Origin of the sequence: Ruegeria sp. HKCCA6707, assembly GCF_013033515.1 — a bacterium.
GTDB lineage: Bacteria > Pseudomonadota > Alphaproteobacteria > Rhodobacterales > Rhodobacteraceae > Ruegeria.
On the sequence record NZ_WQEG01000002.1, the window covers coordinates 239,268 to 264,271 of the forward strand.

Consider the following 25,004-nt stretch of genomic DNA (forward strand, 5'->3'; position numbering starts at 1 on the left):
TCAAAAACGTCAGGGCGTCCGCAAAAATCACCGATCTGCGGCGCTGCGACGTGTGCGTCGGTGCGCGAAAGGCGTTGTACCGTAAACAGCTTTGTAGACGCTTGAAAACCCGTTGGGAAAGCCGCAGGCCATACCGATCTCGCGCACGCTGAGTGTTGTGTTTACCAACAGGTTATTGGCCTGCGCCAACCGCATTTCGCGGTAAAACCCATTGGGTGTGGTGCCAAGATAGGATTTAAACTTGCGTTCCAAGGACCGGTTGGAGAGGCCAAGGGCCGAGACAATCTCGTTTATCGGGATCGGATCTTCAATATTGGCCTGCATGATCCGAATGCATTGATCCAGCGCCGCATCCCCCGTCGCGGTGGATTTCACACCGGAAAATGGCTGCATCGACCCGAAATCCCGGATGTTTTCGTGCAGCATGATATCCGCAACGGTCAGTTTGGACGCGCCTGAGATGTGCCAGCCAATAACCTCAAGTGCAACGTCAACGGTGGCCCCCATTCCCGCGCAGGTCACCACCGGGCCATGCTGTGTGGCGATGGTGAAATTGGCGTCAAACCCGGCATTCCGCTCGCGCAGAAACGACGCATTTTCCCAATGGGTTGCGTGGTTTTCAGCGCCTTTTTCCTTGATATACCGGCTGGCCGCTTCAGCCAGCAGGAAGACCCGCGCATTGCGATGGGTATATTCCGAAATCACTCGGTTCAGCGACAGGCCCGGATGGTCGGGGTTCGTGTTGCCGATGACAAACAGATAATCGGCCTTGGGCAATGGGCCAACAGAATCCGTTTCAACCCAAGCCCCGGCGCTGCTGGCAACAGGGCCGCCTTTGGCCGAGATATAGCGGTAGGAAAACGGCGGTTGCGCGCAGACCCGATTGGCGATGCGCAGAACATCGACAATCCCGGCCAATTCACTCAGAACAAAGCCCGAGGTGACAAGAATGTCGAAATGTGCCTGCCTATCGTCTTGGGATTGCGTCACACCACGCCTTTCCAGTCAGACAATACGATGGCCAGCCGCGCGAAGACGCTTGGCCAGTGTTTCGATGTGATCGGGACCAACTTCGCAGCATCCGCCCACAATCGTCGCCCCTTGCGCAACCCAGGCCATTGCGTGATCGGCATAAGCCTCGGGGCCAAGATCGTGACGCTGCTCTAACGCGTCAACCGTTGGCGCGTCTTCCAGAAAGCCTTGTGAGATTTCCGTAAAGCCATTGGCGTAGGCGCCAAAAGGGCGACCCAAACCTGAAAGGATATCCAGCGCCACAGGAATCGCTTCGGGCCGGGAACAGTTGATCAACACCACCTCGGGCGCATAGCGGTCCAATACCGGTGCGATCTGAACCAGGGGCTCGCCGGAACGCAGGCGGGTGCCGTCATAATCCTGAACCGACAGGGCCAGCCAAACGGGTTTGCCGTGGTTGGTCGTGCCGCGCAGGGCTCCTTCGGCCTCTTGCACGGATGACACGGTTTCAATCAGGAACAGGTCCACCCGGTCGGCCATCAGCGCCGCCAGTTCAGCAAACTTAGTTGCTGCATCGTCCGGGTCGGGGTTGAGGTCGGGCCGGTAGGTCGCCAGAAGTGGCCCCAACGATCCGGCGATACGACCACCCGTTCGACCCCGCGCCTGTTCCGCCTGCAACAGAGCGGCGTTGATCAGATCTGGCAATTTGTCTTCCAGCCCGACCCGCTCTAGGCGCGATCTGTGAACGGCATAAGTGTTTGTGGTCGCGACAGTGGCCCCACGCTTGAAGTATTCGGCATGTACGTCGCCCACCAGATGGGGCATTTCCATCATCACTTGGGTCGACCAAAGCGGCGTAGGCGTCTTGCCGCTGCGTTTGACCAGCTCCTGTCCGATTGAGCCATCCAAGAGAGTGATATCTGCCATTTTCCACGTTCCTTAGGGGATCAATACCAGTTTTCCCGGCATCGCCTTGGATTGGAAGTCTTCCTGCGCGCGGGCAATCTGTTTCAAGTCATAGGTTTTCGAGATCAAGGGCCTGATCTGCCCGGCAATCATCATCTCGACCAGTCGGCCAAAGACGTCAAACGCCTGATGTGTGCAGCCGTGAATGGTGATGTCACGCAGGTATATGTCGCGCAGATCGGCTTGCACTATCGGTCCTGCGATTGCGCCCGACACCGCATAGTGACCGCCGGGCTTCAATGCCAGGATCAAGCCGGGCCATGCCGTACCACCGACAACGTCGATCACGACGTCAAACATATCCGCTGGTAACGCGGCGTCGCGCCCAAAGGTTTCAACCGCGCCTTGGCTTTGTACCACTTCAGCTTTGGATGCGCTTGTTACGCCCCAGACCGACGCCCCCCGAAGCGTTGCCAATTGCACCGCCGCCAGGCCAACGCCACCCGACGCGCCGGTGACCAAGACTTTTTGGCCCGCGGTTACACCGGCCCGGGTCAGCAGATTCTCGGCAGTGCCAAACGCGCACGGAATGGCGGCGATTTCCACGTCCGAGAGGGGAGAGGCCGAAACATCATAGAGATCCGAGGCCTCGACCAGACAATACTGGGCAAAGGCGCCGTCGATCTCAGACCCAAGCGCAATAAACCCCGTCGGGTTGCCGGGACGCGGGCGCGGCAGGTTGATTGGGCAGGTCACGCGCTGGCCGGGTTGAAACCCGGTCTCGGGCCCCGCAACCTCGACGATGCCACACAGATCCCCACCCTGAATGCGCGGAAACTGCAAGGCACCGCCCCAGCCGCCGGCCTCGACTTCCTGATCCACCGCATCGGTCGCGCCAGTCACATCGGACGAATACCAACCGACCCGCGTGTTGATATCCGTGTTGTTCACCCCCGCAGCCGCAACCCGGACCAGCACCTGACCATGCCCCGGTTCTGGCACTGGAATATCCTCGCGCCATTCCAAGGCTTCTGGCCCGCCGTGGCGGGTCAGATAGACACCCTGCATGGTGCTTGGCACAGGCATGGTCAGGCCCGCAGACGTTCGTTTGCAGGATCCCACAGCGGTTCGTCCTTCTGGACCACGGCGGGATATTTCTGGCCGTAGATCTCGACTTCCAACGCGGTTCCAGGATTGGCAAGCTCGGCCTTGATCATGCCCAGCGCAATAGACTTGCCGACGCGATATCCCCACGCGCCCGAGGTCGTCTCACCCACGATCTGATCACCTTGCCAGATGCAGGACATATAAGGCGCGTCGCAATCGCCAGCCTCGACGGTCAGAGTGACAAAGGCTTTCTTCACACCCTGCTGTTTTTCGTTCAGGATCGCGGCCTTGCCCGGGAAATTCTGCGGCTTGTCCAGTTTGACGAACCGTTCCAAACCACCTTCCAACAGCGAATAGTCGGTCGATAGATCACCCTTCCACGCGCGGTAGCCCTTTTCGATGCGCAAAGAGTTCAGCGCGTACATGCCGAAAGGCGTGGCCCCAGCATTGAGGATCGCATCATAGATCGCAGGCATATCGGCGTTCAGCGCGTGCACTTCCCATCCCAGCTCTCCGGCAAAGGAAACGCGGATCAGATAGGCGGGCTGCCCCGCCACCGTCGCGGCCCGATGGGTCAGCCAGCCCAAGGATAGGTCGGCATCGGTCAGCCCCGACAGGATGTCGCGCGATTTCGGGCCGGTCACGATCAGCGTATCGCGGGTCGTGGTGACATCCTCAACGCTGACGCCTGCGGGCATGGCGGCAACAAGGATATCCCGGTCGTGCCATTGCGCGGTGGCGGCGGTGATCATCACAAACTCATCCTCGCCCAAACGCAGGCAGGACATCTCGGTCAGGATGCGGCCACGGTCGTCCGCGATATAGACGAGGTTAATCCGACCCACCTTGGGCAGACCGCCCGTGACCAGACCCCGCAGCGCCTCAGCTGCGCCGTCGCCCTTGACCATGAAGCGCGAGAAACCCGGCAAGTCTAACACGCCGCAGTGATCGCGCACGGCCTCGCATTCTTCTTTGATCCGCTGCTCCCACGGGCCCGTGCGGCCCCAGGTGTGGGTTGCCTCCAGCGAGGTATCGTCGCCCGGTTTGGCGAACCAATTGGCGCGTTCCCACCCGTTATAGACGCCCATCACACCGCCCAGTTCCTTGACCTTGTCATGCACCGGCGACAATTTCTTGTCCCGCGCAGCGGGCCATTCGTGATGGGGGAAATGCATGGCATATTCGTTGCCATAGACCTCCATACCCTTTTGGTTGCAATAGTCCTGATCGGTGTAATCGGTATAACGGCGCGGATCGACGGCCCACATATCCCATTCGGTTGCGCCGTCGACGATCCATTCGGCCAGTACCTTGCCTGCGCCACCACCCTGCGCGATGCCAAAGGTGAAGCTATGCGCCTCGAACGCATTCTGGACGCCCGGCATTGGCCCGATCAAAGGCAACCCGTCCGGCGCATACGGAATCGGCCCATTGATCACGCGACCCACGCCCGAGGTCGCCATCAGCGGCACCCGCTCCATCGCGTCGGTGACTATTTCCTCGATCCGGTCCAGATCGTCATTCCACAGCTGGAACGAGAAATCCTCGGGCATCGGATCGTCTTCGGTCATCCAGTGGCCCTTGCAGTCGGGCTCATAGGGGCCGAGGTTGAAGCCGTTCTTTTCCTGCCGCAGGTAATACGAGACATCGACATCGCGCAGCAGCGGCAGCTTGCCACCATGATCCTTGGACCAGGCTTCGACTTCGGGGATTTCGTCGGTCAGCAGATACTGATGGCTCATGACCATCGCTGGCACTGTGCGTCCGCCGAAGGGTTTGAACCATTCGCCGACACGCTGCGCATAGTAACCGGCGGCGTTCACAACATAGTCACAAGCGATATCGCCCTTGTCGGTGTGCACGGTCCAGGTGCCATCTTCATGCTGAGTCACCCCAGTGGCCGGGCAGAAACGGATGATCTTTTGCCCCATATCGCGCGCGCCCTTGGCCAGCGCCTGTGTCAGCTGTGCCGGGTCGATATCGCCATCGGTCGGGTCATAGAGCACGCCTTCAAGGTCATGGATCTCGAGGAACGGATAGCGTTCCTTGGCCTCTTCCGGGGTCCACATCTCCATCGGGATACCCTGATAACGGCCCATGGACATGGCGCGCTCGAACTCTTGCATGCGTTCCTTGCTATGCGCCAAGCGGATCGAGCCCGAGACATGGTAGTTCATCGGATAATCAACCTCATCCGCCAGCCGCGAATAAAGCTCGGTCGAATAGCGCTGCATGTTCATGATCGCCCAAGAGGTCGAAAAGGTCGGCACATTGCCTGCTGCGTGCCAGGTCGAACCTGCCGTCAGCTCGTTCTTTTCCAGCAGCACGCAGTCGGTCCAGCCCTTCTTGGCCAGATGATACAGGGACGAGGTCCCCACCACGCCGCCGCCGATGATCACCACGCGGGCTTTTGTCGGAAAGTCACTCATGTTTCATGATCCCTATTACTGTGCCTCTTGGGGCAAGTCGTCTTTGATGTCGTAGTAATCGCCTTTGTCAGCGACAAAGATGTGCCGGGCGAGTTTCAGGCCGGTCGGCTCGTCCAGCGATCCCATTGAGACGGCAATCGTGTCCTCGTCATTATGCTGCCAGAACAGGAACGAGCCACAGGCGCTGCAGAACCCGCGCCGCGCAATGTCCGAAGCGCGATACCAGGCAAGCGTGTCGCTGGCGGTACAACTGAGCGCGTCCTGATCGGCCACGGCCGAGGCCCAGAGATGGCCCGATTGTTTGCGGCATTGCCCGCAATGGCAGGCCGAAGGGCGTTGAAGCGCGCCGTCGATGGTAAAGGCCACCGCACCGCAAAGGCAGGAACCGGTATACATATCGTTACCCCCGTGCTGTGGGCGTGGAGCTGATCCCCAGCAACACGCCATGGATGAAGAAACAGGTCGCCATAAAACGGGGGGCCCAGATGTCGGACTTCAGCCCAGAACGGGCAAATATGGCACAGGCTTCAAAGCTCATTAATACACCGGTGGGGCAATGACCCAGATCGCCACGGCGGGCGCGTTGTAGGGGTTTGCCCAGTGATAGGGTTCATGTTTGATCCGAAAACTGTCGCCTGGTCCGACCGTGAATTGCCGCGAACCGATGGTCAGATCCAGCTGGCCCGAGATCATATAGCCCACCTCTTGAGTTGGCCTGTTGGCGGGTGTCTGCATCTTGGAGTGGGGCTCGAAAGTTGAATGCACCATCTCGAAATCGTCGGTCAGATCGGGCGAAAGCAATTCCTCGATCAACCCTTCCTCACCCGACCCCATCGGCCGCCGTGACCCGGCGCGCACGACATAGCCCTGCTCTTCGACCGGAACAGCGGAATGGGCAAACAGCATCGACATCGGCACGCCCAGACATTCAGCAATCTGGCGCAGGTCCGAGATCGATGGCTCGGACATGTCCCGTTCAACCTGGCTGAGCCACCCGACCGAGCGGTCCAGACGCACGGCGATTTCAGTCAGTGTCAGCCCACGCGCTTTGCGTAGGGCGCGGATATCCGCTCCGAGCGTGGCGCCATGGGGGGCTTGAGCGTTCAAAGCTGGCTCCGGCTTTCGTGAAATTTTACCGTTGTTTTTCACGATGACCCGAATCAATGAAATTTCCAAGCGTTTTTTCACTTGGGTGTTTGGGTGACCTTGGATAATCAGTCACCATGTGGATCGTCGTGTTGTATCTGTGGGCAGTTAACGCCTTGGCTTTGCTGGCCTTTGGCTGGGACAAGCTGCGCGCGGGTCGCCGGAAACGTCGGATCCCCGAGCGTCGGCTTTTGTGGCTTGCAGCGCTTGGTGGCAGCCCCGGTGCGGTTCTGGGTCGCTGGATTTTCAAGCACAAAACCCGCAAATCCCGTTTTGGCTTTGGGCTCTACGCGATTCTATGCGTGCAGGCGGGTTTGGTCTATTTCGTCTTGTCCGGCGACGTCGCGCGCGTGTTTTCTTAGCTCAGCGCGCAAACACGCTGTCCAAAATAGCCAGCAACGCGGTTGCATCGGATTGACGGAAAGCATCCGGCTGATCGCTGTCGATGTCAAAGACCGCAATGACCTCGCCCTTGGCATCTCGCACCGGCAGAACCAGTTCCGACCGCGTGGAGGAAGCGCAGGCGATATGGCCGGGAAAGGCCTCGACATCGGGGACCAGCTGGGTTTCACCGGTGCGCGCGGCGGCGCCACAAACACCCCGATGAAACGGGATGACCAGGCACCCATGGCCACCCTGATAGGGGCCGATTTTCAGCAGCTCAGGTTCGGTCACGCGATAGAACCCGGTCCAGTCGAACCGATCATCAGCGTGATGCACCTCGCATGCGATCGTGGCCATCAGCGCGATCTGATCGGTTTCGCCTTCGGTCAGGGCAGCGATGGTTTTGGACAGCGTTGCGTAGTCGACAGTCATGGTATGGCTTTTTGACGTTTCCGGGGCGCGCGCGGCCCCAACACCTGCCGTATTTGAAACAACAGGAAGGGTCAAACGCGTTCTATTGCAATGGCTGTGCCTTCTCCGCCTCCGATGCAGATTGCAGCGATGCCGCGTTTGAGGTCGCGCTTTTCAAGTGCGTTGAGAAGCGTGACCATGATGCGCGCGCCCGAGGCTCCGATCGGGTGGCCCAAGGCACAGGCGCCGCCATTGACGTTCACGATTTCACGCGGCAGGCCCATTTCATGCATGAACGCCATGGGGACAACGGCAAAGGCTTCGTTGACCTCCCACAGGTCCACATCGTTTTTGCTCCAACCCAAACGCTCAAGCAGTTTTTGCGCCGCTGGAACCGGGGCAGTTGTGAAAAGGCCGGGGGCTTGTGCATGGCTCGCGTGGCCCAGAATGCGGGCCCGGACTGTCAGGCCCTGCGCCTCGGCCGCTTGGGTTGACGCCAGAACGAGCGCTGCTGCACCGTCGGAAATTGACGAGGAATTGGCCGCTGTTACGGTTCCGTCCTTGCGGAACGCCGGTTTCAGGGTAGGGATTTTCTCGGGCCGAGCGGATTTTGGTTGTTCGTCAGCCTCAAGGACCACGGCACCCTTGCGGGTCTCAATCGTGACGGGGGTGATCTCATGGCTGAACGCGTCGCTGTCTTGTGCCTTCAGCGCGTTCGACAAGGACTGTAGCGCATATTCATCCTGCGCTTCGCGGGTGAATTGGAACGCTTCGGCGCAATCTTCAGCAAATGTGCCCATCAGACGACCCTTGTCGTAGGCATCTTCCAGCCCGTCAAGGAACATGTGGTCGACCACCTGACCATGACCAATCCGCGCCCCACCGCGCATTTTCGGCAGCAGATATGGGGCGTTAGTCATGCTTTCCATGCCACCGGCCACCATGGTTTCGGCATGGCCCAGCGCGATCTGATCAAAGGCCATCATGGCTGCCTTCATGCCCGAGCCGCACATCTTGTTGAGCGTGGTTGCAGGCACCTCTTCGCCCAGACCCGCAGCAAACCCGGCCTGACGCGCTGGGGCCTGGCCTTGACCTGCGGGCAGGACGCAGCCCATCAAAACCTCATCTACCGTAGCAGCCCCTGCACCATCCAGCGCGGCCCGAATGGCTGTGCCACCAAGCTGGGCTGCGGGCACCCCTTCGAACACGCCTTGAAAGCCACCCATCGGTGTGCGTGCCGCACCTGCGATCACAACGTCTTTCATCAGAAGCCTCCCATGCCTTTCCGAACTCTGGATACCGAATGGTAAGAATTCCCGTCTAGCGTATTTCTACGATAGATTTCAAAATCCAAGGGGTCGCGGGCATGGGACTCAGCAGTACGACAACAGGTGACACGCAGGTTATCGCCGTCAATTGTGACCGGATTGACGCGGCTATGGCAATTCAATTCAAGGAAGACATGCGCCGTGTCACCGAAGCCAAGGCAAAACGCGTGATTCTGGATCTGTCCGTCTTCGAATTCATCGACTCCAGCGGGCTGGGTGCCATCGTTGCGTCAATGAAACAGCTGGACGACGGTTGCCGGCTAGATCTGGCCGGGCTTCATCCGGTGGTCGAAAAGGTGTTTCGGCTGACCCGGATGGATACGGTGTTCAAGCTTTTTGCTTCTCTTGAGGATGCGGTCGCGGCTGACTGACACACGGGCCGGAGTGAAACATAGTGACGCCAACCCAGAAAGCAGATTGCATGGACCTGACGTTTTCGGCAACTGAGGTTCAGGCCAGTTCGGGAATCGCATATCTGAGTGCATGTCTTGCAGAACAAGGTTTGCAGGCGGATCGCGTCGGTGATGTCAGAATCGCGTTGGCCGAAGCCGTCAACAATATTGTCGAACATGCATATTCCGGCGTTGATGCTGCTGACATTCAGGTCAATTGTCGCCTGCGCAAAAATACGCTGGACATCGAAATCATTGATACCGGCCAACCGATGCCCGGCACAAAGATCCCAGAGGCCAAAGCAGCCTCGGTCGAAACCGCGCGGCAGGATCTGCCCGAAGGGGGATTCGGGTGGTTCCTGATCCGACAATTGACCAGCGACGTCGTGTATGAGCGCGAGGCGGGTGTGAATCGGCTGGTTCTGAGCTTTGATTTCGCGGAAATGTCATGACATACGTGAAATGGCCACAATAACGCCCAGATCGGACCATTGAGGCGCCGCAAATGCTAATCATACAGAGAGGGTAGCTCAGATAGCTTCCCTCGGCGCCGGACGTCACAGCCCCCACCCAGTGACCGGCGTCGAGGACTTCCCCCCCAAATCTGTTGGACATTCTCGATCAGCATCTTAGGTTCGCCCTGATCAATGCAAAGGGATCCTGATGCGCGATTTACATATGCCGGGCCGGTCCGAGGTTCTGGCGACCGAAGGAATGTGCGCCACGTCGCATCCGTTGGCGGCAAAGGCGGCTCTCGACATACTTGAACAAGGCGGCAACGCGATGGACGCGGCCATTGCCGGAGCGGTTTTGCTCGGCATATGCGAACCTCAGATGACCGGGATCGGGGGTGACTGTTTCGTTCTTTTCAACCGGCCCGGGGAGAACACGATTCGTGCGCTCAATGGCTCGGGCCGCGCTCCGCAGGCGGCGAACGCCGCTCTGTTGCGAGACAAGGGCCTGACGGCCATGCCGTTAAATACCCCGGATGCTGTCACCGTTCCCGGTGCGATTGATGCGTTCTGCCATTTGTCCGAAACCGAAGGAAAGCTGGGGTTAGAGGCCATTCTAAACCCCGCGATACATTATGCCGAGACCGGAGTTCCTGTGGCTCAGCGGGTGGCGTTTGATTGGATAAATGGCGCGAAAACGTTGCAAAGCGCAGCGCGGGATCACTATCTGCACCAAGGCAAGACCCTGAAAACCGGAGACATCTTTCGCAGCCCCGGACAGGCAGAGGTGTTGCGTCGCATCGCGCGCGACGGGCGCGACGCGTTCTACACTGGTGAGGTTGCCGAAGACATGCTGGCGGCCTTGTCTGAGTTTGGCGGCCTGCATACCGAGCAGGATTTCGCAATCACGCAGTGTACCAAGACCGAACCCGTCTCGGGCGACTATGCTGGTCTCGAGTTGTTGGAGCATCCGCCTAACGGGCAAGGGGCCACTGCGATCTTGCTGCTGAACATTTTGAAGCATTTCGACCTGGCCGGAATGGACCCTTGGGGCGCAGAGCGTGTTCATATTGAAGCTGAGGCAACGAAACTGGCCTATGATGCCCGCAACCGCTTCATAGCGGATCCGGATTACAGCAGTCGGATGGAGCACTTTCTTGCACCCGAGACGGCAGCAAAGCTTGCGGTGCTGATTGATCCCAAACGTGCGATGCCAGCGGCGGCTGAGCTGACCGAGGCCGTACATAAAGACACGATTTATATCACTGTGGTGGATCGTGACCGAATGGCGGTGTCGTTGATCTATTCTATCTATCACGGGTTTGGGTCGGGCATCGCCTCGCCCAAGTTTGGAATTCTTCTGCAAAATCGCGGAGCGGGCTTTACCCTTGAAGCCGGGCACCCAAACGAATTGGGCGGTGGCAAACGACCTATGCACACGATTATTCCGGGTCTGTTGCGCGAAAACGGACGCGTCCTGATGCCGTTTGGCGTGATGGGCGGGGCCTATCAACCGACGGGCCATGCACGGTTTCTGTCGAACATGGTGGATTTCAACATGGGTTTGCAGGACAACCTGACGGGTCCGAGGGCGTTTGCGACTGACGGAGTGTTGAAAATGGAACGCGGCTATTCGGACAGTGTTCGCGAACAATTGTCAGGAATGGGCCACATTATCGAGACTCCGGAAACACCACTAGGCGGTGCCCAAGCCATCCGTATCCACGAAAGCGGTGTATTGGAAGGGGCAAGTGACCCGAGAAAAGATGGTTGCGCCTTGGGCTACTAGCGTTGCGGGTCGGGCAAAAGACCTGACCCGCAAATTCAGTTCAACTGAAAGTGCAAAGGATAGGACCCATCCTGGAATGGCCCGAACATGTTTGGAATATCAGGATGTTCAACCGGCTCGCCTGATTGGTCTTCGATCAAGTTTTGTTCTGAAACATAAGCAACATAGAAGGATTGATCGTTTTCGGCCAGCAAGTGATAGAAGGGCTGATCCTTGATAGGGCGGCTGTCTTCGGGAATGGCTTCATACCATTCTTCCGAGTTCGCAAACTCTGGATCAACATCAAAAATCACCCCTCGGAAGGGATGTTTTTTGTGACGGACCACCTGTCCCAGGCGATATTTGGCATGTGTCTTTAGCATTGCTTCAGCCCCCGAAGGCTTTACTACATCTTTCCGGGTCGAAAAGCCAATCATTCGTCGAAAATCAAAGGAAACAGTCTGTGAACCTAATTCTGACAGTGTTCGAAATTGTGGCACCTGTTTTTTTGCTGTCAGCGATTGGGTTTATCTGGGTCAAGCTGGGTTTTGAGTATCGTTTGCAATTTGTGACCCGGCTTGGGGTGACGTTGGCCGTTCCCAGTCTGATCTTTGTCGCGTTGATGCAAACCGATATTCCCGCAGGGCAATTGACGCTTTTTACACTGGCAGCCATTGCAGGCCATGTGGCGCTGGCGTTGGCATTTGGGGTGTTTGTCCGGATAACCGGGTTGGATCAACGCAGTTATCTGGCACCGCTGATCTTTGGCAATACGGGCAATCTTGGGCTGCCCTTGTGTATCTTTGCATTTGGTCAAGCGGGGCTTGGCTATGCGGTTATCTTTCTTGCGGTAACGGCTTTGTTCTCGTTTACCTACGGAATCTATTTGGTGGCGGGGCGCGGCGCGTTTGGGAAAGCTTTGCAAGAACCCATGGTCTGGGCCACGCTTTTGGGTGCGCTGTTTCTGTGGCAAGGTTGGGAAACGCCGGTCTTCCTGACCAACACGCTGGATCTGTTAGGCCAGATGGCGGTGCCCCTGATGCTGATTACAGTCGGTGTGGCGATCGCCCGCCTGACAACACAAAAGCTGCGGCAGGCTGTTTGGTTGTCGCTATTAAAACTCCTGGTTTGCTTTGTTCTGGGCTGGGTATTGGCCGAAGCATTCCAACTGGACCGCATCGCCTTTGGCGTGATGGTGTTGCAGATGTGTACACCCGTTGCGGTGACGTCTTACCTGCTGGCCGAGCGGTTCAACGCCGATTCCGACGCCGTTGCGGGCATGGTCATGGTGTCGACGCTGCTATCAGTAGCGGCATTGCCGATAATTCTAGCAATTATTCTGTAGCGATTGTGATTTCCTAAAGGCTCAATCTGCGCTAGAATAAAGAAAAAAGGCACGAGGCACATGAGCAGAATTCTTTTCGTACTCTTCGGGGTGCTGCTTTTGGCATCCTGTGGTGGTGGCTCTAAGCAACCACCAAGCAGATTGAATGACGCGTGCAGTATTGCGCGCGAAAAGCCTGAATATATCAAGGCCTTCAAAAACACCGAGCGGAAATGGGGTGTCCCTGTTCACGTTCAGATGGCCACGATCTATCAGGAAAGCCGGTATCGCCATGACGCGCGCACGCCGCACCAATATGTTCTGGGCGTGATCCCCATGGGACGTCAAAGCAGCGCCTATGGCTATGGTCAGGCGCTGGATGGAACGTGGGAGCAATATCAGCGCGAAACCGGCAAGCGGCGCGCCAAGCGGGATCGTATCCGCGACGCATCCGACTTTATCGGCTGGTATATGAATAAAAGCTTTGAGAAAAACGGCATTCATCCCAGCGACACGCGCAACCAGTATCTGGCCTATCACGAAGGTCATGCTGGCTTTGCCCGGGGCAGCTATAACCGGAAGTCATGGCTTCTGAATGTGGCTGATGATGTGGATGCCCGCGCGCAACTGTATCAAGCCCAGCTTGCAAGTTGCCGGATCTGATCGGCTTGGGTCAGCGATTGGTTGACCCGACCCTTTTACCGCTGGAAAACAGGCTGGAATCAAAGCTTTCGCCTTCGGTCAGCGCCCCAAGCAGTACCGTGGTCTGGGTACCTGCGCTGTCATAGATCACCCATTTGCGCAGTTCGACCGGATCGCTGGTAAACATCAGTTCAATCCGCCCGTTTTCCGGATTCTTTGGGTCCTGCGCGGTGACGATCGTCGCCGTGCCGTCAAAGTCATGACCAACCACCATATTGGCCTGCCCCAAATTCACGTTGCGGGCCAGCACCAATGACAGGGGCGTGCGGCGCAGCGGATATTGCTCGGGCGGCTGATTGGATTTGGGATCAAAAATCTGAACCGTACCGGCACGCGCCAGCACAACGGCGCTGTTGGGCGGATCATATTCGAACCGCATCTTGCCGGGCCGGTCCAGCCAGAGCTGCCCAGTGCTGAGTGACCCATCATCGTTTACTTGCGTAAACGTGGTCTGAACCGTCGTCAGGTCGTTGAGGTAGTTCGATATCTGTGACAGTTGCAGCTTCTCAGCCGCCCAAGAGGCAGGGGCGATCAGCGCAACGGCAAGGGCAAAAGCGATCTGTTTCATAAAACCCAGATAAGCGTTTTGCCCTTGTTATTAAATATCCTACTGCTCGGGCACCAGGATTTCGCGTTTGCCCACGTGATTTGCCCCTGAAACAACACCTTCGTCTTCCATTTGCTCAACCAGCCGTGCGGCTTTGTTGTACCCAATGGCAAGTTTCCGCTGAATATATGAGGTCGAGCATTTGCGATCCTTGATCACAATCGCCACCGCCTGATCATAAAGCGCGTCTTCTCCGTTGGTATTGCCACCGGTGTTCAAGCCCAGAACCGCGTCGATATTATCGGCCTTTTCTTCAGCCGGGCCATCCACCACGCCGCTCATGTAATCCGGCGGGCCGAACTGTTTCAGGTGGTTGACGATCTCTTCAACCTCTTCATCCGACACGAACGGCCCGTGACAACGGGTGATCTTGGCCCCACCCGCCATATAAAGCATGTCGCCCTGCCCCAGCAATTGTTCGGCACCCATCTCTCCCAGAATGGTCCGGCTGTCGACTTTCGAGGTCACCTGGAACGAAATCCGGGTGGGGAAGTTGGCCTTAATTGTCCCGGTGATCACATCCACCGAAGGACGCTGGGTGGCCATGATCAGGTGAATACCCGAGGCCCGCGCCATCTGGGCCAGACGCTGAATGCAGGCTTCGATCTCTTTGCCCGCGACCATCATCAGATCGGCCATCTCGTCCACGATGACCACGATATAAGGCATCGACTCGGGCGCGAATTCTTCCGTCTCGAACACGGGTTCGCCGGTTTCATCATCAAATCCGGTCTGCACCGTGCGGCTGAACATTTCGCCTTTGGACAGCGCGTCTTTGACCCGTCCGTTATAGCCCGCGATGTTTCGGACGCCCATTTTGGACATCTTGCGATAGCGATCCTCCATCTCGCCCACGACCCATTTCAGAGCGACCACCGCCTTTTTCGGGTCGGTAACAACCGGTGAGAGCAGATGGGGGATACCGTCATAGACAGACAGTTCCAGCATCTTGGGGTCGATCATGATCAAGCGGCATTCATCCGGTGTCAGCTTGTACAGCAGCGACAGGATCATCGTGTTGATCGCCACCGATTTACCTGACCCAGTGGTACCCGCGATCAGCAGGTGAGGCATCTTGGCCAGGTTCGCCACAACGGATTCACCGCCGATATCCTTACCCAAGGCCAAAGGCAGCGCCTGGTTGCCATCGCCGAAATCACGGCTGGCAAGGATTTCGCGCAGTACCACCATTTCGCGGTTCTCATTGGGCAGTTCGATACCGATCACCGAACGGCCTGGCAGGGTCGAGACCCGCGCCGACAGGGCCGACATCGAACGCGCGATATCGTCGGCCAATCCGATCACACGGCTGGCTTTCAGGCCCGGCGCCGGTTCCAGCTCATACATGGTCACAACGGGGCCGGGGCGGACGCTGACGATCTCGCCTTTGACGCCGTAGTCATCCAGCACGTTTTCCAGCATCCGCGCGTTTTCTTCCAACGCTTCGTCGCTCAGATGGTGGCGTTGGATATTGGCCGGGTTTGACAACAGACCCAAAGGCGGCAGCTCGAAATCGGAATGCCGTTCTTCGAAAGACAGCGTTGGTTGCGCTTCGGCCTGTGCCCGTCGCGAGGGCGGGGGCGTACGGCGCACCGGTTGCGCCACAACCGGTTTGCGCGGCTCTGCTGCCGGGATCTTCATCGCCGGGCGCTGTTGCAACGCGGGTTCGATATCGTCCTCAAAGACCGGATCATCATCCAGATCGGCTGTGTAGGCGTCCAAGTCGGGTTCGGGTGCAAAGCTTGACGGGTCCTGCCACTGCGTTTCGGCCGAAGTAACCGGTGGTTCGGGCGGCAATCCGGCAGCTGTAATCGGCGGTTCAGGCGGCAATTCATCACCTTGGCCCGCGTTCAGGATCAAAGGATCGGGGCGACGACCGCGCCCTTTGGTCAGCGGCAGGTTCGGATCCGGCTCGGGCGTCATCTCACCCGTAGCCACTTTGCGATTGCGTACGGCGGCCGAGATTTTCGAACGAATGCGATCTTCGCCGGGCATGTCGTCGAAATCAGCGATAGGTTCGGGATCGATCAGTTCAGGCTCGGGCATCGGATCGGGGCGGCGGATCAGGCCAGGCATCCGGGCCAACAGCCCCTGTTTGGGCGCGTCAGTCAGGTCCGGTTCATCAAAGATCGGATCGGCATACGCGAACTCATCGTCAAACTCTGCGGCTTCGGCCTGCAACGCCTTGCGCTCGTCCCATTTGGCACGGCGATCACGCGCCGCCTGCGCGGTGGCCGCAGCCCCACGACCCAACAGGTTCATCAGGATGTCATAGGACATGACAAGCCCCAAAAGGAACGCCCGGGACCCCCGGCGAACGTCATCCTTTGAAAAGCCCAGTACAAAGGCACCCATCGCCAACATGCCCAGCGCCATCGCCAGCGACATCAGTTTGACCAGGAAGTGCGAAGAAATCGGCAGCAATGTCAGCAAGGCACCCATGACCGTGTCACCAAACAAACCTCCCAGCCCGTAGCTGTGAGTGGCGCGCCATTCCGCACCAGGAACAAGCGTGGCGGCATAGACCGAGGCTACGGCGATCCAGATCGGTGCAAAGATCAGGCGGGCGACGGCGCGGTCTTCGTTGAAATGCCCGGCAAAGCGCACGCCCCATGCGATCAGGACCAAAGCGATCCCCCAACTGCCCCAGCCCACAATCATGAACAAGGGGGCTGCAATCGACGCTCCGATCCGGCCCATCCAATTCTGAACTGGTGCGTCCGTCGAGACCATCCAATTGGGATCTTCGGGAGAATAGGACCAGATCATTGCAGCTGCGGCCAGACCAAGCAAAATCAATGCAATACCAACCAGCTCCTTGCTGCGCCGTTCCAGCGCGGCCTGAGTGGTGCTGTCCAGCAATGGATCGCGATTACGCGCGTTATAAGATGCCATGTTCGCCCTCGTACCTCACGAATAGATGCAGTCGCGCAGCGTAATCAGCCCGCGCTGCAACTCTGTTTTTGGGGCCACCAAAGCAGCCCGGATAAAGCCTTCGCCCGGGTTTTGCCCCGGATCCCCTTGAGACAGATATGCGCCTGGCAGAACCCGAACTCCGGTTTCTTTCCAGACTTTCAATGCGGTCTCCTCGCCGTTTTCGACCGGTAGCCACAGAAAAAAGCCAGCCTGCGGGGACATATATCCCTGCACGCCACCAAAGACTTCATCGGCGATGGCGTATTTCTCTTGATAGAGCGCGCGGTTTTCCCGCACGTGCACCTCATCCGCCCACACCTTGGCCGCAGCGGCCTGCAGTGGCAGCGGCAGGGGTGAACCCGCATAGGTGCGCAGGGTTTTGACGTGGTCAATTGTCTTTGGCCCACCTGCAATCAAACCTGACCGCAAACCGGCCAGGTTCGACCGTTTTGACAGCGAGTTGAACAGGGTAATGCGTTCAGGATCAGCCCCCAATTCTTGCGCCACAGTCAGTATGCCAACTGGTGCCTCATCCCGGTAGATCTCGGAGTAGCACTCATCTGCGAAGATCCGGAAATCATAGGTCTCGGCCAAGCGGATCAGCTCGGCCCAATAATCGCGCGACGCCACTGCGCCCTGCGGATTAGCCGGTGAACAGATATAGGCAATCGCCGTGCGGTTCAGAATGTCTTCGGGCAGGCCCGCGTAGTCCGGCAAATGCCCTGTCGCAGCGGTGGCGGGCACAAAATAGGGCTGCGCTGCAACCGAAAGCGAGGCGACCATATAGACCTGATAAAATGGATTCGGACACAGAATTACGGGTTGCTGACCATTCTTCTGTTCGGGACAAAGTGCCATCGCGGCGTTATAGAGCCCCTCGCGCGTACCGTTCAGCGCCATCACATTGGCATCGGGGTCCATCTCGACACCATAGCGGCGCTGGATCCAGTCGGTGATTGCCTCTCGCAGCTCAGCCGAGCCTTCATTCGGAGGATATCCCTGAAACCCGGCCGCGTTTTCAATGATGACATCTGTCACCCAAGCCGGGAAATCATGCGTCGGCGCGCCGATTGTCATGTGCACTACTTCGCCGCCGGGCTGATGGTGATCCAACAGGGCGCGCAGGCGCGGAAATGCATATGCCGGAAGGTTCGAAAACCGCTCGGGGAAATTCATATTACTGCCTCAATATCGGGATCATTTACGCCCCGTTTGAAAGGCAGGTTACAGCCCACGCGCCCTCTCGTCCAGACAAAGAGGTTCCGAATCAGGGGATTGTGGCATTCAGGCCAAAGCCGATTCCATGGCTGCGCCAATGCGCAAAAGCGCCTCTTCCGAGTTGGGATAGCTGAGAACCATAAGCCCGCAACTTGGTGTTCCGGTTGGCAAAGTCAGGGACGTCAACCCCATCAGGTTCCCGATCCGAGTATTGCGCAGAGCCAAGAGGTTTTCGGTAACGTAATAGTCGTGATCATTCATCAACCGCTCCAGATTGGGCGGCAGAATTGGGGCCGTAGGCGCGAGGACCGCGTCAAACCCCGCGGTGGCAGCGTCCCAGGCGTTGCGGCACGCCTTCAGCTTGGCCCAGGCCGCCACATAGTCGGGGCCGGAATAGCCCAACCCGATGCGGAACCGTTCCAGAATTTCGGGATACATCGCCTCAGGGTTGGCTTCGATCACATCACGCCACAGCCCATAGGCTTCGGCGGTATAGATCACGCTGGTCAGACCCATGGCGTCGTTCAGCTCGGGCACTTCCAGTGGTACGATCTCGGCACCCGCTTCGGACAGTTTCGCCAGTGCGTTTTCATAAGCTTGACCCGGTGCGGTGCGCAGGTCGTCCTTGGCGACGTTTTGCAGATCGGCAAAGCGGCGGCCTTTCAGCGTGGCGCTACGCAAGTCCGCTGGTGTTCCGCCTTCCAATGCGGCCAGCATATGGGCGGCGTCCTCGACTGAACGCGCCAACGGGCCAACGGTGTCAAAGCGCAGGCACAAGGGCACAATGCCCTCAAGGCTCAACCGCCCTGCGGTGGTCTTCAGCCCCACCAGATCGTTCCACGCTGACGGGATCCGAACCGACCCGCCCGTGTCCGAACCGATGCCACAGGCCGCCAACCCCCAAGCTACCGAGGCCCCGGCCCCCGATGAGGATCCGCCCGGAACAGCCGCCTCGTCATTCACGCAGGGAGGTGTTTCCGTGATCGGGTTAAGGCCAAGGCCAGAAAAGGCCAGCTCGCTCATATGGGTTTTGCCCAGACAGACCGTGCCCATCTGCGTCGCGTTGCGCAAAACCAAAGCGTCGGCATCCGGAATACGACCTTTGAGCAAGGCCGAGCCCGCTTCGGTTCCGATGCCTGCGGTGTCGAACAGGTCTTTCCAGCTGATCGGCACGCCGTCCAGCAATGACCGGCGCAACCCTGTCTTGGCGCGTTCCGCGGCGGCTGCGGCCTCGGCCCGGGCACGGTCGTGGGTCACGCGGGCATAGATGCGGTCGCGATGCGGATGGTCATCAATGGCCGACAGGTAGGTTTCGGTCAGCTCGACCGGATCAATCTGACCCATGCCAATCCCACGACCCAAATCACACGCTGTCATGGTCAACCAGTCCTGCATCCCAACGCCTCCTGCTTTTTGACTTTTCGCGACGGTAGCGACAGGACTGCACATGGACAATCCCGAAAGGGCGCGCATATTGCAGGGCATGACATTTGGTTCTGATATTCTGATCGTAGGCGGTGGGTTGAATGGGCCTGCTCTGGCCCTGGCTTTGGCGCAAACCGGGCATTCGGTCACGGTGATCGACGCTTTGACGGAAAAGGTGCGCAAGAACGCGGCCTTCGACGGGCGCGCATATGCCTTGGCGCTCGCCTCTCAGCGTTTGCTAGACGCAATCGGCATCTGGGAGCGTGTCGAGGATCATGCGCAGCCCATGCTTGAGATCAAGGTCACCGATGGTCATGCAGGCGCGGGCCCTTCGCCCTTTTTCATGCATTTCGACCATGCCGAGATCGAAGAGGGCCCGATGGGCTATATGGTCGAAGACCGTCACCTGCGCCGCGCCTTTCTAGACGCGATGGCAGTCGAGCCGCGGATTACTCTGGTGAACGGCACATCTGTAACCGCACAGCAGATCGACACCAGTGGCGCAAGTGTGACGCTGGAGGATGGGCAGACCCTAACAGGCCGTGTGCTGGTGGGATGCGATGGGCGCAATAGCGGGACGGCTGTGCGGGCGGGGATCAAACGGACAGGCTGGGATTATGGCCAGACCGCGCTGGTCTGCGCTATCGAGCACGATTTGCCGCATCACGGCATTGCGCATCAGTTCTTTATGCCCCCGGGGCCGCTGGCCATTCTGCCCCTGACGGGCAACCGCAGCTCGATTGTCTGGAGCGAAACCCGAGAAGCCGCGCAACAGATCAACGCGCTGTCTGATGACGCATATCTTGAAGTTCTGCGCCCGCGTTTCGGGGATTTCCTGGGCGATATCCGGCTGGCAGGCGACCGCTTTACCTATCCGCTGAACCTGACCATTGCCAATGCGTTCATTGCCGGCCGGCTGGCCCTGGTTGGGGATGCAGCCCATGGGATGCACCCGATTGCGGGCCAGGGCCTGAACGCTGGCTTGCGTGACGTGGGCGCTTTGGCCGAGGTTCTGACCCTCGCCGGGCGACGCGGAGAAGATATCGGATCGGTGTTGGTGCTGGAACGCTATCAAGAATGGCGACGGTTTGACACGGCGTCACTGGCAATGGCGACGGATGTGTTCAACAAGCTGTTTTCCAACGACAACCCTTTACTGCGCCTTGGGCGCGACATCGGCATGGGGATCGTCGGATCCCTGCCGGGCCTGCGCCGGGGGTTTGTGCGCGAGGCCGCAGGTTTGACCGGCGACCTGCCCAAGTTGCTGCAAGGGCGTGCGATTTAGTCCAGCGTGCGCGCCTCATCCACAAGCATCACCGGGATGCCATTGCGGATCGGAAAGGCCAGCCCGGCGGCTTTTGACACCAGCTCTTGTTTTTCAGCATCGTAATGCAAGGTCGTATGGGTCTGCGGGCAGATCAGCGCCTCAAGCATGTGGCGGTCAAAAGCGTGTTCGGCGTCGGTCATTGCAATTTTTCCTCGTTGGTGCCGCCCCGCATGGCAAATTCGATCAAGGTGACAAGCGTTTCGCGACGCGTCCGCAAACAAGGCGCTTCCAACAGAGCCTGCTTGTCTTCGGGGGCGAAATCCAGAAGCATTGACAACGAGTTGACCAGCAGCTCGTCATCCGCGTGTTTCATGGTTTCCCAGTCGGTGGACAGCTGGCGAGACGTAAAAAACCGCTCGAGCAAACTCATGAAAGAAACGCGGTCAAATCCGGTGTCAGATTCGGGTTTGCCCAAATCCCGATCGAACCCCTCCCAGGTCACGGCGCAGCGCCGATAGGGGGTAAATGTGTCCAACTCGGATTGAATGCGAAACCGCGAAATCCCGGTGAGCGTAATCAGATACCGCCCATCTTCAGTTTCGGAAAACTGCGTGACCCGCCCGGCACATCCGATTTTGTGCAATCGCTTTTCATCGCTTGCACTTGGGCTTGGCTGCACCATCGCGATCATGCGCTCCGGCGTCTTCAATGCGTCATCGAACATTTGCAGGTAGCGCGGTTCAAACAGGTTCAGCGGCAGGCGCGCGCGGGGCAAGAGTACGGCCCCGGGCAGCGGAAATACGGAAACTGTGTCCGGCAGATCGGCGGGATGCATCATAGCATCGAACTTAGCCCTGATCACGATTTAGGCAAATATCATCGAGCTGAGTTTTCGACGCCCGTTCAGCACCACCGGATCATTGGGCTTGAGCGCATCAAAGATCGTGAACAGCTGCGCCTTGGCCGCACCATCGTTCCATTCGCGGTCACGCCGGAACAGTTCAAGCAATTGCGCAACCGCCTCTTCTACATCGCCATTGGCGTGTAGCGCCTGCGCCAGATCAAACCGCGCTTGATGATTGTCCGGCTCGGCCTCGACCGCTGCAGTCAGCTCGCCCACAGGGCCCGCGTCCGCAGCCTGTTTGGCAAGCTCCAGTTGCGCATGGGCGGCTTCGATTTCGGGGGCTGCCGAGATCTCTGCGGGTGCTCCGTTCAGGATGGCCTCGGCCTGTTCCAGATCGCCCAAGGCGATATGCGAGCGGACCAGGCCGCCATAAGCACCTGCATGGTTGGGATCTTCACCCAAAATGGCCGCAAATGTCTGCGCAGCATCCACCGCAGCGCCTTCGGCCAGCATTTCCTCGGCAGCTTGCACCGCATCCTCAAGCTGACCGCCTGGGCTCTCACCACCGGCGGCTTCGATCACACGATCAACAAACGCCTTGATCTCGGACCCCGGTACGGCACCCTGAAAACCATCCACCGGCTGACCTTTGGAGAACGCATAAACGGTCGGGATCGACTGGATGCGCATTTGCGAGGCGATCATCTGCGCCTCGTCCACGTTGATCTTGACCATCTTCACCGCGCCTTTGGCTGCCGTGACAGCCTCTTCCAGCATGGGGCCCAACGTTTTGCAGGGGCCGCACCACGGCGCCCAGAAGTCCACGATCACCGGCACCTCTTGCGAGGCTTCGACCACGTCGGCCATGAAAGTGGCTTCGGTTCCGTCCTTGATCAAATCACTGGCTGGGGTGCTGTCTGCGCCGTTCAGAAGGTCCATGGCTTTCACTTTCAGGTTCGTCTTTGCGCCTTATATGCAACCGCCTGTCGCGGAAACCAAGGCGCAAATAGGTGTTTTTCTAGATCTCAGACGTCGAATGTCGCGAAAACAGGTGCATGATCGCTGGGTTTTTCCCATCCGCGTGCGTCCCGCAGGATGCGGCTGGAATGGCCTGCGTTCGAAATATCGGGCGTGGCCCAGACGTGATCCAAGCGGCGCCCCTTATCTGCCGCATCCCAATCGCGCGCGCGGTACGACCACCAGCTAAAAAGCTGACCTTCGGGGATGTCCTGCCGCGTTATGTCGACCCAACCGCCAGCATCCTGCGTCTCGGCCAGATGCTCGACCTCAATCGGCGTGTGCGAGACGACTTTCAGCAATTGTTTATGCGACCATACATCATCTTCGCGCGGGGCGATGTTCAGATCGCCCACAAGAATGGATTTTGTAGGCTTCTCGCTGTGGAACCAGTCGCGCATATCTGTGAGGTAGTCGAGTTTCTGACCAAACTTCTCATTCACCTCACGATCCGGCACATCGCCCCCTGCCGGAACATAGAAATTGTGAATGGTTACGCCATTTTCCAACCGTCCGGCAATATGACGCGCATGGCCAAGGCCGGCGAAATCCTTGTCGCCGACTTCCTCAATCGGCAGGCGCGACAGGATGGCGACACCGTTATAGCCCTTCTGTCCGCGCGCAACCATGTGCGTATAGCCCAGCGCGGCAAATCCTTCGGTTGGTATCTTTTCGACCGGCGACTTGCACTCTTGCAGGCACAGAATATCCGGGGCCTCTTCTTTCAGCAATTTCAGCACGATAGGCTCTCGCAAGCGGACCGAGTTGATGTTCCAAGTGGCAAGGGTAAAGGGCATAGCGGAGGATTCCTTTGTCGCAATTGGCCGGAGGTTAACGCGGTGTAGCAGAGGTTGCCATGAGAAAAGACCGTCGGTGACACTGCACGCGGCAGGTCTGCGCAAAGCCGCTTCACTTGCTCAAAATGAACCCCTAAGGCAGACTACGGGACAGGTCGGTCTTTCCGCCGGGCCAACAGACACATCGTTCAGCGCCATATGGAGGAACGTGTCATGACATCGAAGACAGCAAGCCCACCCGAGGAGACGGGTGCACCGCGACCGGGTGAATACAAGGTCAATACGTTGACCGCCGCTGATATCACCGCCTCGCTCAAGGCTGGGTTTGCCGACTTTCTGGCGCGCCCTTTTATGAGCGGCTTTTTCGGCCTGTTCTATGCGGTTTTCGGGATTCTGTTTGTGTGGTGCCTGGTCTGGCTTGGCAAGATCTGGATGATCATTCCCGCTGCTGTCGGTTTTCCACTGGTCGCACCCTTCGCGGCTGCCGGGCTTTATGAAATGTCACGACGATTGCAGACCGGAGAGCCGTTTGGCTGGGCAGAGATCCTGACCGTGATGGCCAAGCAGCGCAAGCGAGAGATGGGCTGGATGGCCTTTGTTACCCTGTTCATCTTCTGGGTGTGGACCTACCAGATCCGGCTATGGCTGGCGATCATTCTGCAGGATGCGTCCTTTTCGGACTTTGGCGGGTTTTTGAACACTGTATTCCTTACACCGCAAGGCTGGACCTTCCTTGCCATAGGAACCTGCGTCGGCGCGGCTTTGTCTGCGGTACTGTTCTCGGTCACCGTAGTTGCCATGCCCATGTTGCTGGACCGAGATACCAATTTCGTGTCCGCCATGCTGACCTCGGTCCGTGTGGTCACCGAAAATCCGGTGGTGATGCTCAGCTGGGCTGCGATCATCTCGGTCACTGTGCTGCTCTCACTGGTACCGGCCTTTCTGGGCCTGATCTTCACCCTTCCGATCTTGGGTCACACCACATGGCACCTGTATCAACGCGCCATTCCAGCTGATGACGGTTAGACTGCCTGTGATACCTGCATGGATAAAAACTGTATCTACAGCGATGAATTCAAACAACTTTCTCGTGTTTTCGAATTGATGCTGCACAGACGATAGACAGCCAAATCAATAATACAAACGCGACAAGGCCAAATGCAGCTGCATACATTCCTCTGAGTACTAAAATGATCAGAGGCGCGAAAAAGAAGAAAGGCGCTAAACCTGTGTACATTCCGAGAATGAAATCCGCCCAAATCGGAATTTCAACGCTTTGATCACAACGATTGCATTGTTTGTCACCGCCATCTGCAATTTGAATTTTTTCTCGTAGTGAAAATGTTCCGCCGCAGTGAAACGGGCAACTTTTTCTCATGAAAATCATATAGATATCCGCGCAATAGGCGATCTTCTCAAAATCTTTGAGTCAGGCCAAAACTTGAGTATTCGCCTATTGTTTATACCCGTACTTAGCGCCAATACACGATGCTACGAAGCCGTTTGCGCAAAAAAAGCCGGGCCATCAGGCCCGGCAGTCCAACAGGGAGGTACATGTCATAACCCGGACATGCGCGGGATGGGGTATGTTA

The 25,004-nt window shown here is 58.1% G+C and carries 26 protein-coding genes; 8 read left to right on the forward strand and 18 right to left on the reverse strand.

Features of this window, described 5'->3' with window-relative positions; genetic code table 11:
* Window positions 1-27: 27 nt before the first annotated feature.
* The 6 genes from GOW40_RS07080 to GOW40_RS07105 form a co-directional block, all read right to left on the reverse strand.
* Entirely contained in the window at window positions 28-990 is a 963-nt protein-coding gene (locus GOW40_RS07080; RefSeq protein WP_371731822.1) for a GlxA family transcriptional regulator, read from the reverse strand.
* Window positions 991-1,005: 15 nt separating this feature from the next.
* Window positions 1,006-1,899: a homocysteine S-methyltransferase family protein gene (locus tag GOW40_RS07085; protein ID WP_171132264.1), complete on the reverse strand. Its 894-nt coding sequence runs from the start codon at window positions 1,897-1,899 to the stop codon at window positions 1,006-1,008.
* A 12-nt stretch (window positions 1,900-1,911) separates the two neighbouring features.
* A complete protein-coding gene (locus GOW40_RS07090) occupies window positions 1,912-2,958 on the reverse strand; it encodes a zinc-binding dehydrogenase (protein ID WP_171132320.1) in 1,047 nt (348 codons plus the stop codon).
* A gap of 8 nt (window positions 2,959-2,966) precedes the next feature.
* Window positions 2,967-5,414 (reverse strand): FAD-dependent oxidoreductase, encoded by a 2,448-nt coding sequence (locus tag GOW40_RS07095; protein WP_171132262.1) that lies wholly within the window; start codon window positions 5,412-5,414, stop codon window positions 2,967-2,969.
* 15 nt (window positions 5,415-5,429) lie between these two features.
* Window positions 5,430-5,810, reverse strand: a complete 381-nt coding sequence (locus GOW40_RS07100; protein ID WP_171132260.1) for a GFA family protein — start codon at window positions 5,808-5,810, stop codon at window positions 5,430-5,432.
* A 141-nt stretch (window positions 5,811-5,951) separates the two neighbouring features.
* A complete protein-coding gene (locus GOW40_RS07105) occupies window positions 5,952-6,521 on the reverse strand; it encodes a helix-turn-helix domain-containing protein (RefSeq protein WP_171132258.1) in 570 nt (189 codons plus the stop codon).
* 116 nt (window positions 6,522-6,637) lie between these two features.
* On the opposite strand from GOW40_RS07105, the gene GOW40_RS07110 reads away from it, so the two are divergent.
* Window positions 6,638-6,922 carry a DUF1294 domain-containing protein gene (locus tag GOW40_RS07110; protein ID WP_171132256.1) on the forward strand — a complete coding sequence of 95 codons (285 nt, stop codon included), beginning with the start codon at window positions 6,638-6,640 and terminating at the stop codon, window positions 6,920-6,922.
* A 1-nt stretch (window position 6,923) separates the two neighbouring features.
* Here GOW40_RS07110 and GOW40_RS07115 read toward each other — a convergent pair whose 3' ends face one another.
* Window positions 6,924-7,376 carry a GAF domain-containing protein gene (locus GOW40_RS07115; protein WP_171132254.1) on the reverse strand — a complete coding sequence of 151 codons (453 nt, stop codon included), beginning with the start codon at window positions 7,374-7,376 and terminating at the stop codon, window positions 6,924-6,926.
* 71 nt (window positions 7,377-7,447) lie between these two features.
* Window positions 7,448-8,620, reverse strand: a complete 1,173-nt coding sequence (locus GOW40_RS07120) for an acetyl-CoA C-acyltransferase (protein ID WP_171132253.1) — start codon at window positions 8,618-8,620, stop codon at window positions 7,448-7,450.
* Between the two features lie 101 nt (window positions 8,621-8,721).
* Here GOW40_RS07120 and GOW40_RS07125 point away from each other — a divergent pair, with 101 nt between their 5' ends.
* The 3 genes from GOW40_RS07125 (at window position 8,722) to ggt (ending at window position 11,316) form a co-directional block, all read left to right on the forward strand.
* Window positions 8,722-9,054, forward strand: a complete 333-nt coding sequence (locus GOW40_RS07125; RefSeq protein WP_171230916.1) for an STAS domain-containing protein — start codon at window positions 8,722-8,724, stop codon at window positions 9,052-9,054.
* 50 nt (window positions 9,055-9,104) lie between these two features.
* Entirely contained in the window at window positions 9,105-9,527 is a 423-nt protein-coding gene (locus GOW40_RS07130; protein WP_171132251.1) for an ATP-binding protein, read from the forward strand.
* A gap of 211 nt (window positions 9,528-9,738) precedes the next feature.
* A complete protein-coding gene (gene ggt, locus GOW40_RS07135) occupies window positions 9,739-11,316 on the forward strand; it encodes a gamma-glutamyltransferase (protein WP_171132249.1) in 1,578 nt (525 codons plus the stop codon).
* Window positions 11,317-11,351: 35 nt separating this feature from the next.
* On the opposite strand, the gene hspQ is transcribed toward ggt, so the two are convergent.
* Window positions 11,352-11,678: a heat shock protein HspQ gene (gene hspQ / locus GOW40_RS07140; protein WP_171101696.1), complete on the reverse strand. Its 327-nt coding sequence runs from the start codon at window positions 11,676-11,678 to the stop codon at window positions 11,352-11,354.
* A gap of 80 nt (window positions 11,679-11,758) precedes the next feature.
* Here hspQ and GOW40_RS07145 point away from each other — a divergent pair, with 80 nt between their 5' ends.
* Together GOW40_RS07145 and GOW40_RS07150 are read left to right on the forward strand one after the other, a co-directional pair.
* Entirely contained in the window at window positions 11,759-12,640 is an 882-nt protein-coding gene (locus GOW40_RS07145; RefSeq protein WP_171132246.1) for an AEC family transporter, read from the forward strand.
* A gap of 60 nt (window positions 12,641-12,700) precedes the next feature.
* Window positions 12,701-13,282: a lytic transglycosylase gene (locus GOW40_RS07150; RefSeq protein ID WP_171101319.1), complete on the forward strand. Its 582-nt coding sequence runs from the start codon at window positions 12,701-12,703 to the stop codon at window positions 13,280-13,282.
* 10 nt (window positions 13,283-13,292) lie between these two features.
* Here the strand turns inward: GOW40_RS07150 and GOW40_RS07155 are convergent, their stop codons facing one another.
* The 4 genes from GOW40_RS07155 to GOW40_RS07170 form a co-directional block, all read right to left on the reverse strand.
* The gene (locus GOW40_RS07155; protein WP_171132244.1) at window positions 13,293-13,889 is read right to left on the reverse strand and encodes an outer-membrane lipoprotein carrier protein LolA; all 597 of its coding nucleotides are present in this window, start codon (window positions 13,887-13,889) and stop codon (window positions 13,293-13,295) included.
* Window positions 13,890-13,928: 39 nt separating this feature from the next.
* On the reverse strand, window positions 13,929-16,823 hold the full coding sequence (locus GOW40_RS07160; protein WP_171132242.1) for a DNA translocase FtsK: 2,895 nt from the start codon (window positions 16,821-16,823) through the stop codon (window positions 13,929-13,931).
* Window positions 16,824-16,838: 15 nt separating this feature from the next.
* Window positions 16,839-18,020, reverse strand: a complete 1,182-nt coding sequence (locus tag GOW40_RS07165) for an aminotransferase class I/II-fold pyridoxal phosphate-dependent enzyme (RefSeq protein ID WP_171132240.1) — start codon at window positions 18,018-18,020, stop codon at window positions 16,839-16,841.
* Window positions 18,021-18,128: 108 nt separating this feature from the next.
* Window positions 18,129-19,457, reverse strand: a complete 1,329-nt coding sequence (locus GOW40_RS07170; protein ID WP_171136599.1) for an amidase — start codon at window positions 19,455-19,457, stop codon at window positions 18,129-18,131.
* Window positions 19,458-19,509: 52 nt separating this feature from the next.
* On the opposite strand from GOW40_RS07170, the gene GOW40_RS07175 reads away from it, so the two are divergent.
* On the forward strand, window positions 19,510-20,772 hold the full coding sequence (locus GOW40_RS07175) for an FAD-dependent monooxygenase (RefSeq protein WP_254444358.1): 1,263 nt from the start codon (window positions 19,510-19,512) through the stop codon (window positions 20,770-20,772).
* Here the strand turns inward: GOW40_RS07175 and GOW40_RS07180 are convergent.
* The 4 genes from GOW40_RS07180 to GOW40_RS07195 all read right to left on the reverse strand — a co-directional run bounded on the left by GOW40_RS07180 (window position 20,769) and on the right by GOW40_RS07195 (window position 23,412).
* The gene (locus GOW40_RS07180) at window positions 20,769-20,954 is read right to left on the reverse strand and encodes a Trm112 family protein (RefSeq protein WP_171101333.1); all 186 of its coding nucleotides are present in this window, start codon (window positions 20,952-20,954) and stop codon (window positions 20,769-20,771) included. The genes GOW40_RS07175 and GOW40_RS07180 overlap by 4 nt on opposite strands.
* Window positions 20,951-21,592 carry an LON peptidase substrate-binding domain-containing protein gene (locus GOW40_RS07185; RefSeq protein WP_171132235.1) on the reverse strand — a complete coding sequence of 214 codons (642 nt, stop codon included), beginning with the start codon at window positions 21,590-21,592 and terminating at the stop codon, window positions 20,951-20,953. Before GOW40_RS07185 ends, GOW40_RS07180 begins: the two co-directional genes overlap by 4 nt.
* Before the next feature lie 27 nt (window positions 21,593-21,619).
* Window positions 21,620-22,537 (reverse strand): thioredoxin, encoded by a 918-nt coding sequence (trxA, locus tag GOW40_RS07190; RefSeq protein WP_171132233.1) that lies wholly within the window; start codon window positions 22,535-22,537, stop codon window positions 21,620-21,622.
* A gap of 86 nt (window positions 22,538-22,623) precedes the next feature.
* Window positions 22,624-23,412 (reverse strand): exodeoxyribonuclease III, encoded by a 789-nt coding sequence (locus GOW40_RS07195; protein ID WP_171132231.1) that lies wholly within the window; start codon window positions 23,410-23,412, stop codon window positions 22,624-22,626.
* A 213-nt stretch (window positions 23,413-23,625) separates the two neighbouring features.
* On the opposite strand from GOW40_RS07195, the gene GOW40_RS07200 reads away from it, so the two are divergent.
* Complete coding sequence (locus GOW40_RS07200; protein WP_171132229.1) at window positions 23,626-24,438, forward strand: DUF2189 domain-containing protein; 813 nt, start codon at window positions 23,626-23,628, stop codon at window positions 24,436-24,438.
* 49 nt (window positions 24,439-24,487) lie between these two features.
* Here GOW40_RS07200 and GOW40_RS07205 read toward each other — a convergent pair whose 3' ends face one another.
* Complete coding sequence (locus tag GOW40_RS07205) at window positions 24,488-24,799, reverse strand: hypothetical protein (protein ID WP_171132227.1); 312 nt, start codon at window positions 24,797-24,799, stop codon at window positions 24,488-24,490.
* Between the last annotated feature and the right edge of the window lie 205 nt (window positions 24,800-25,004).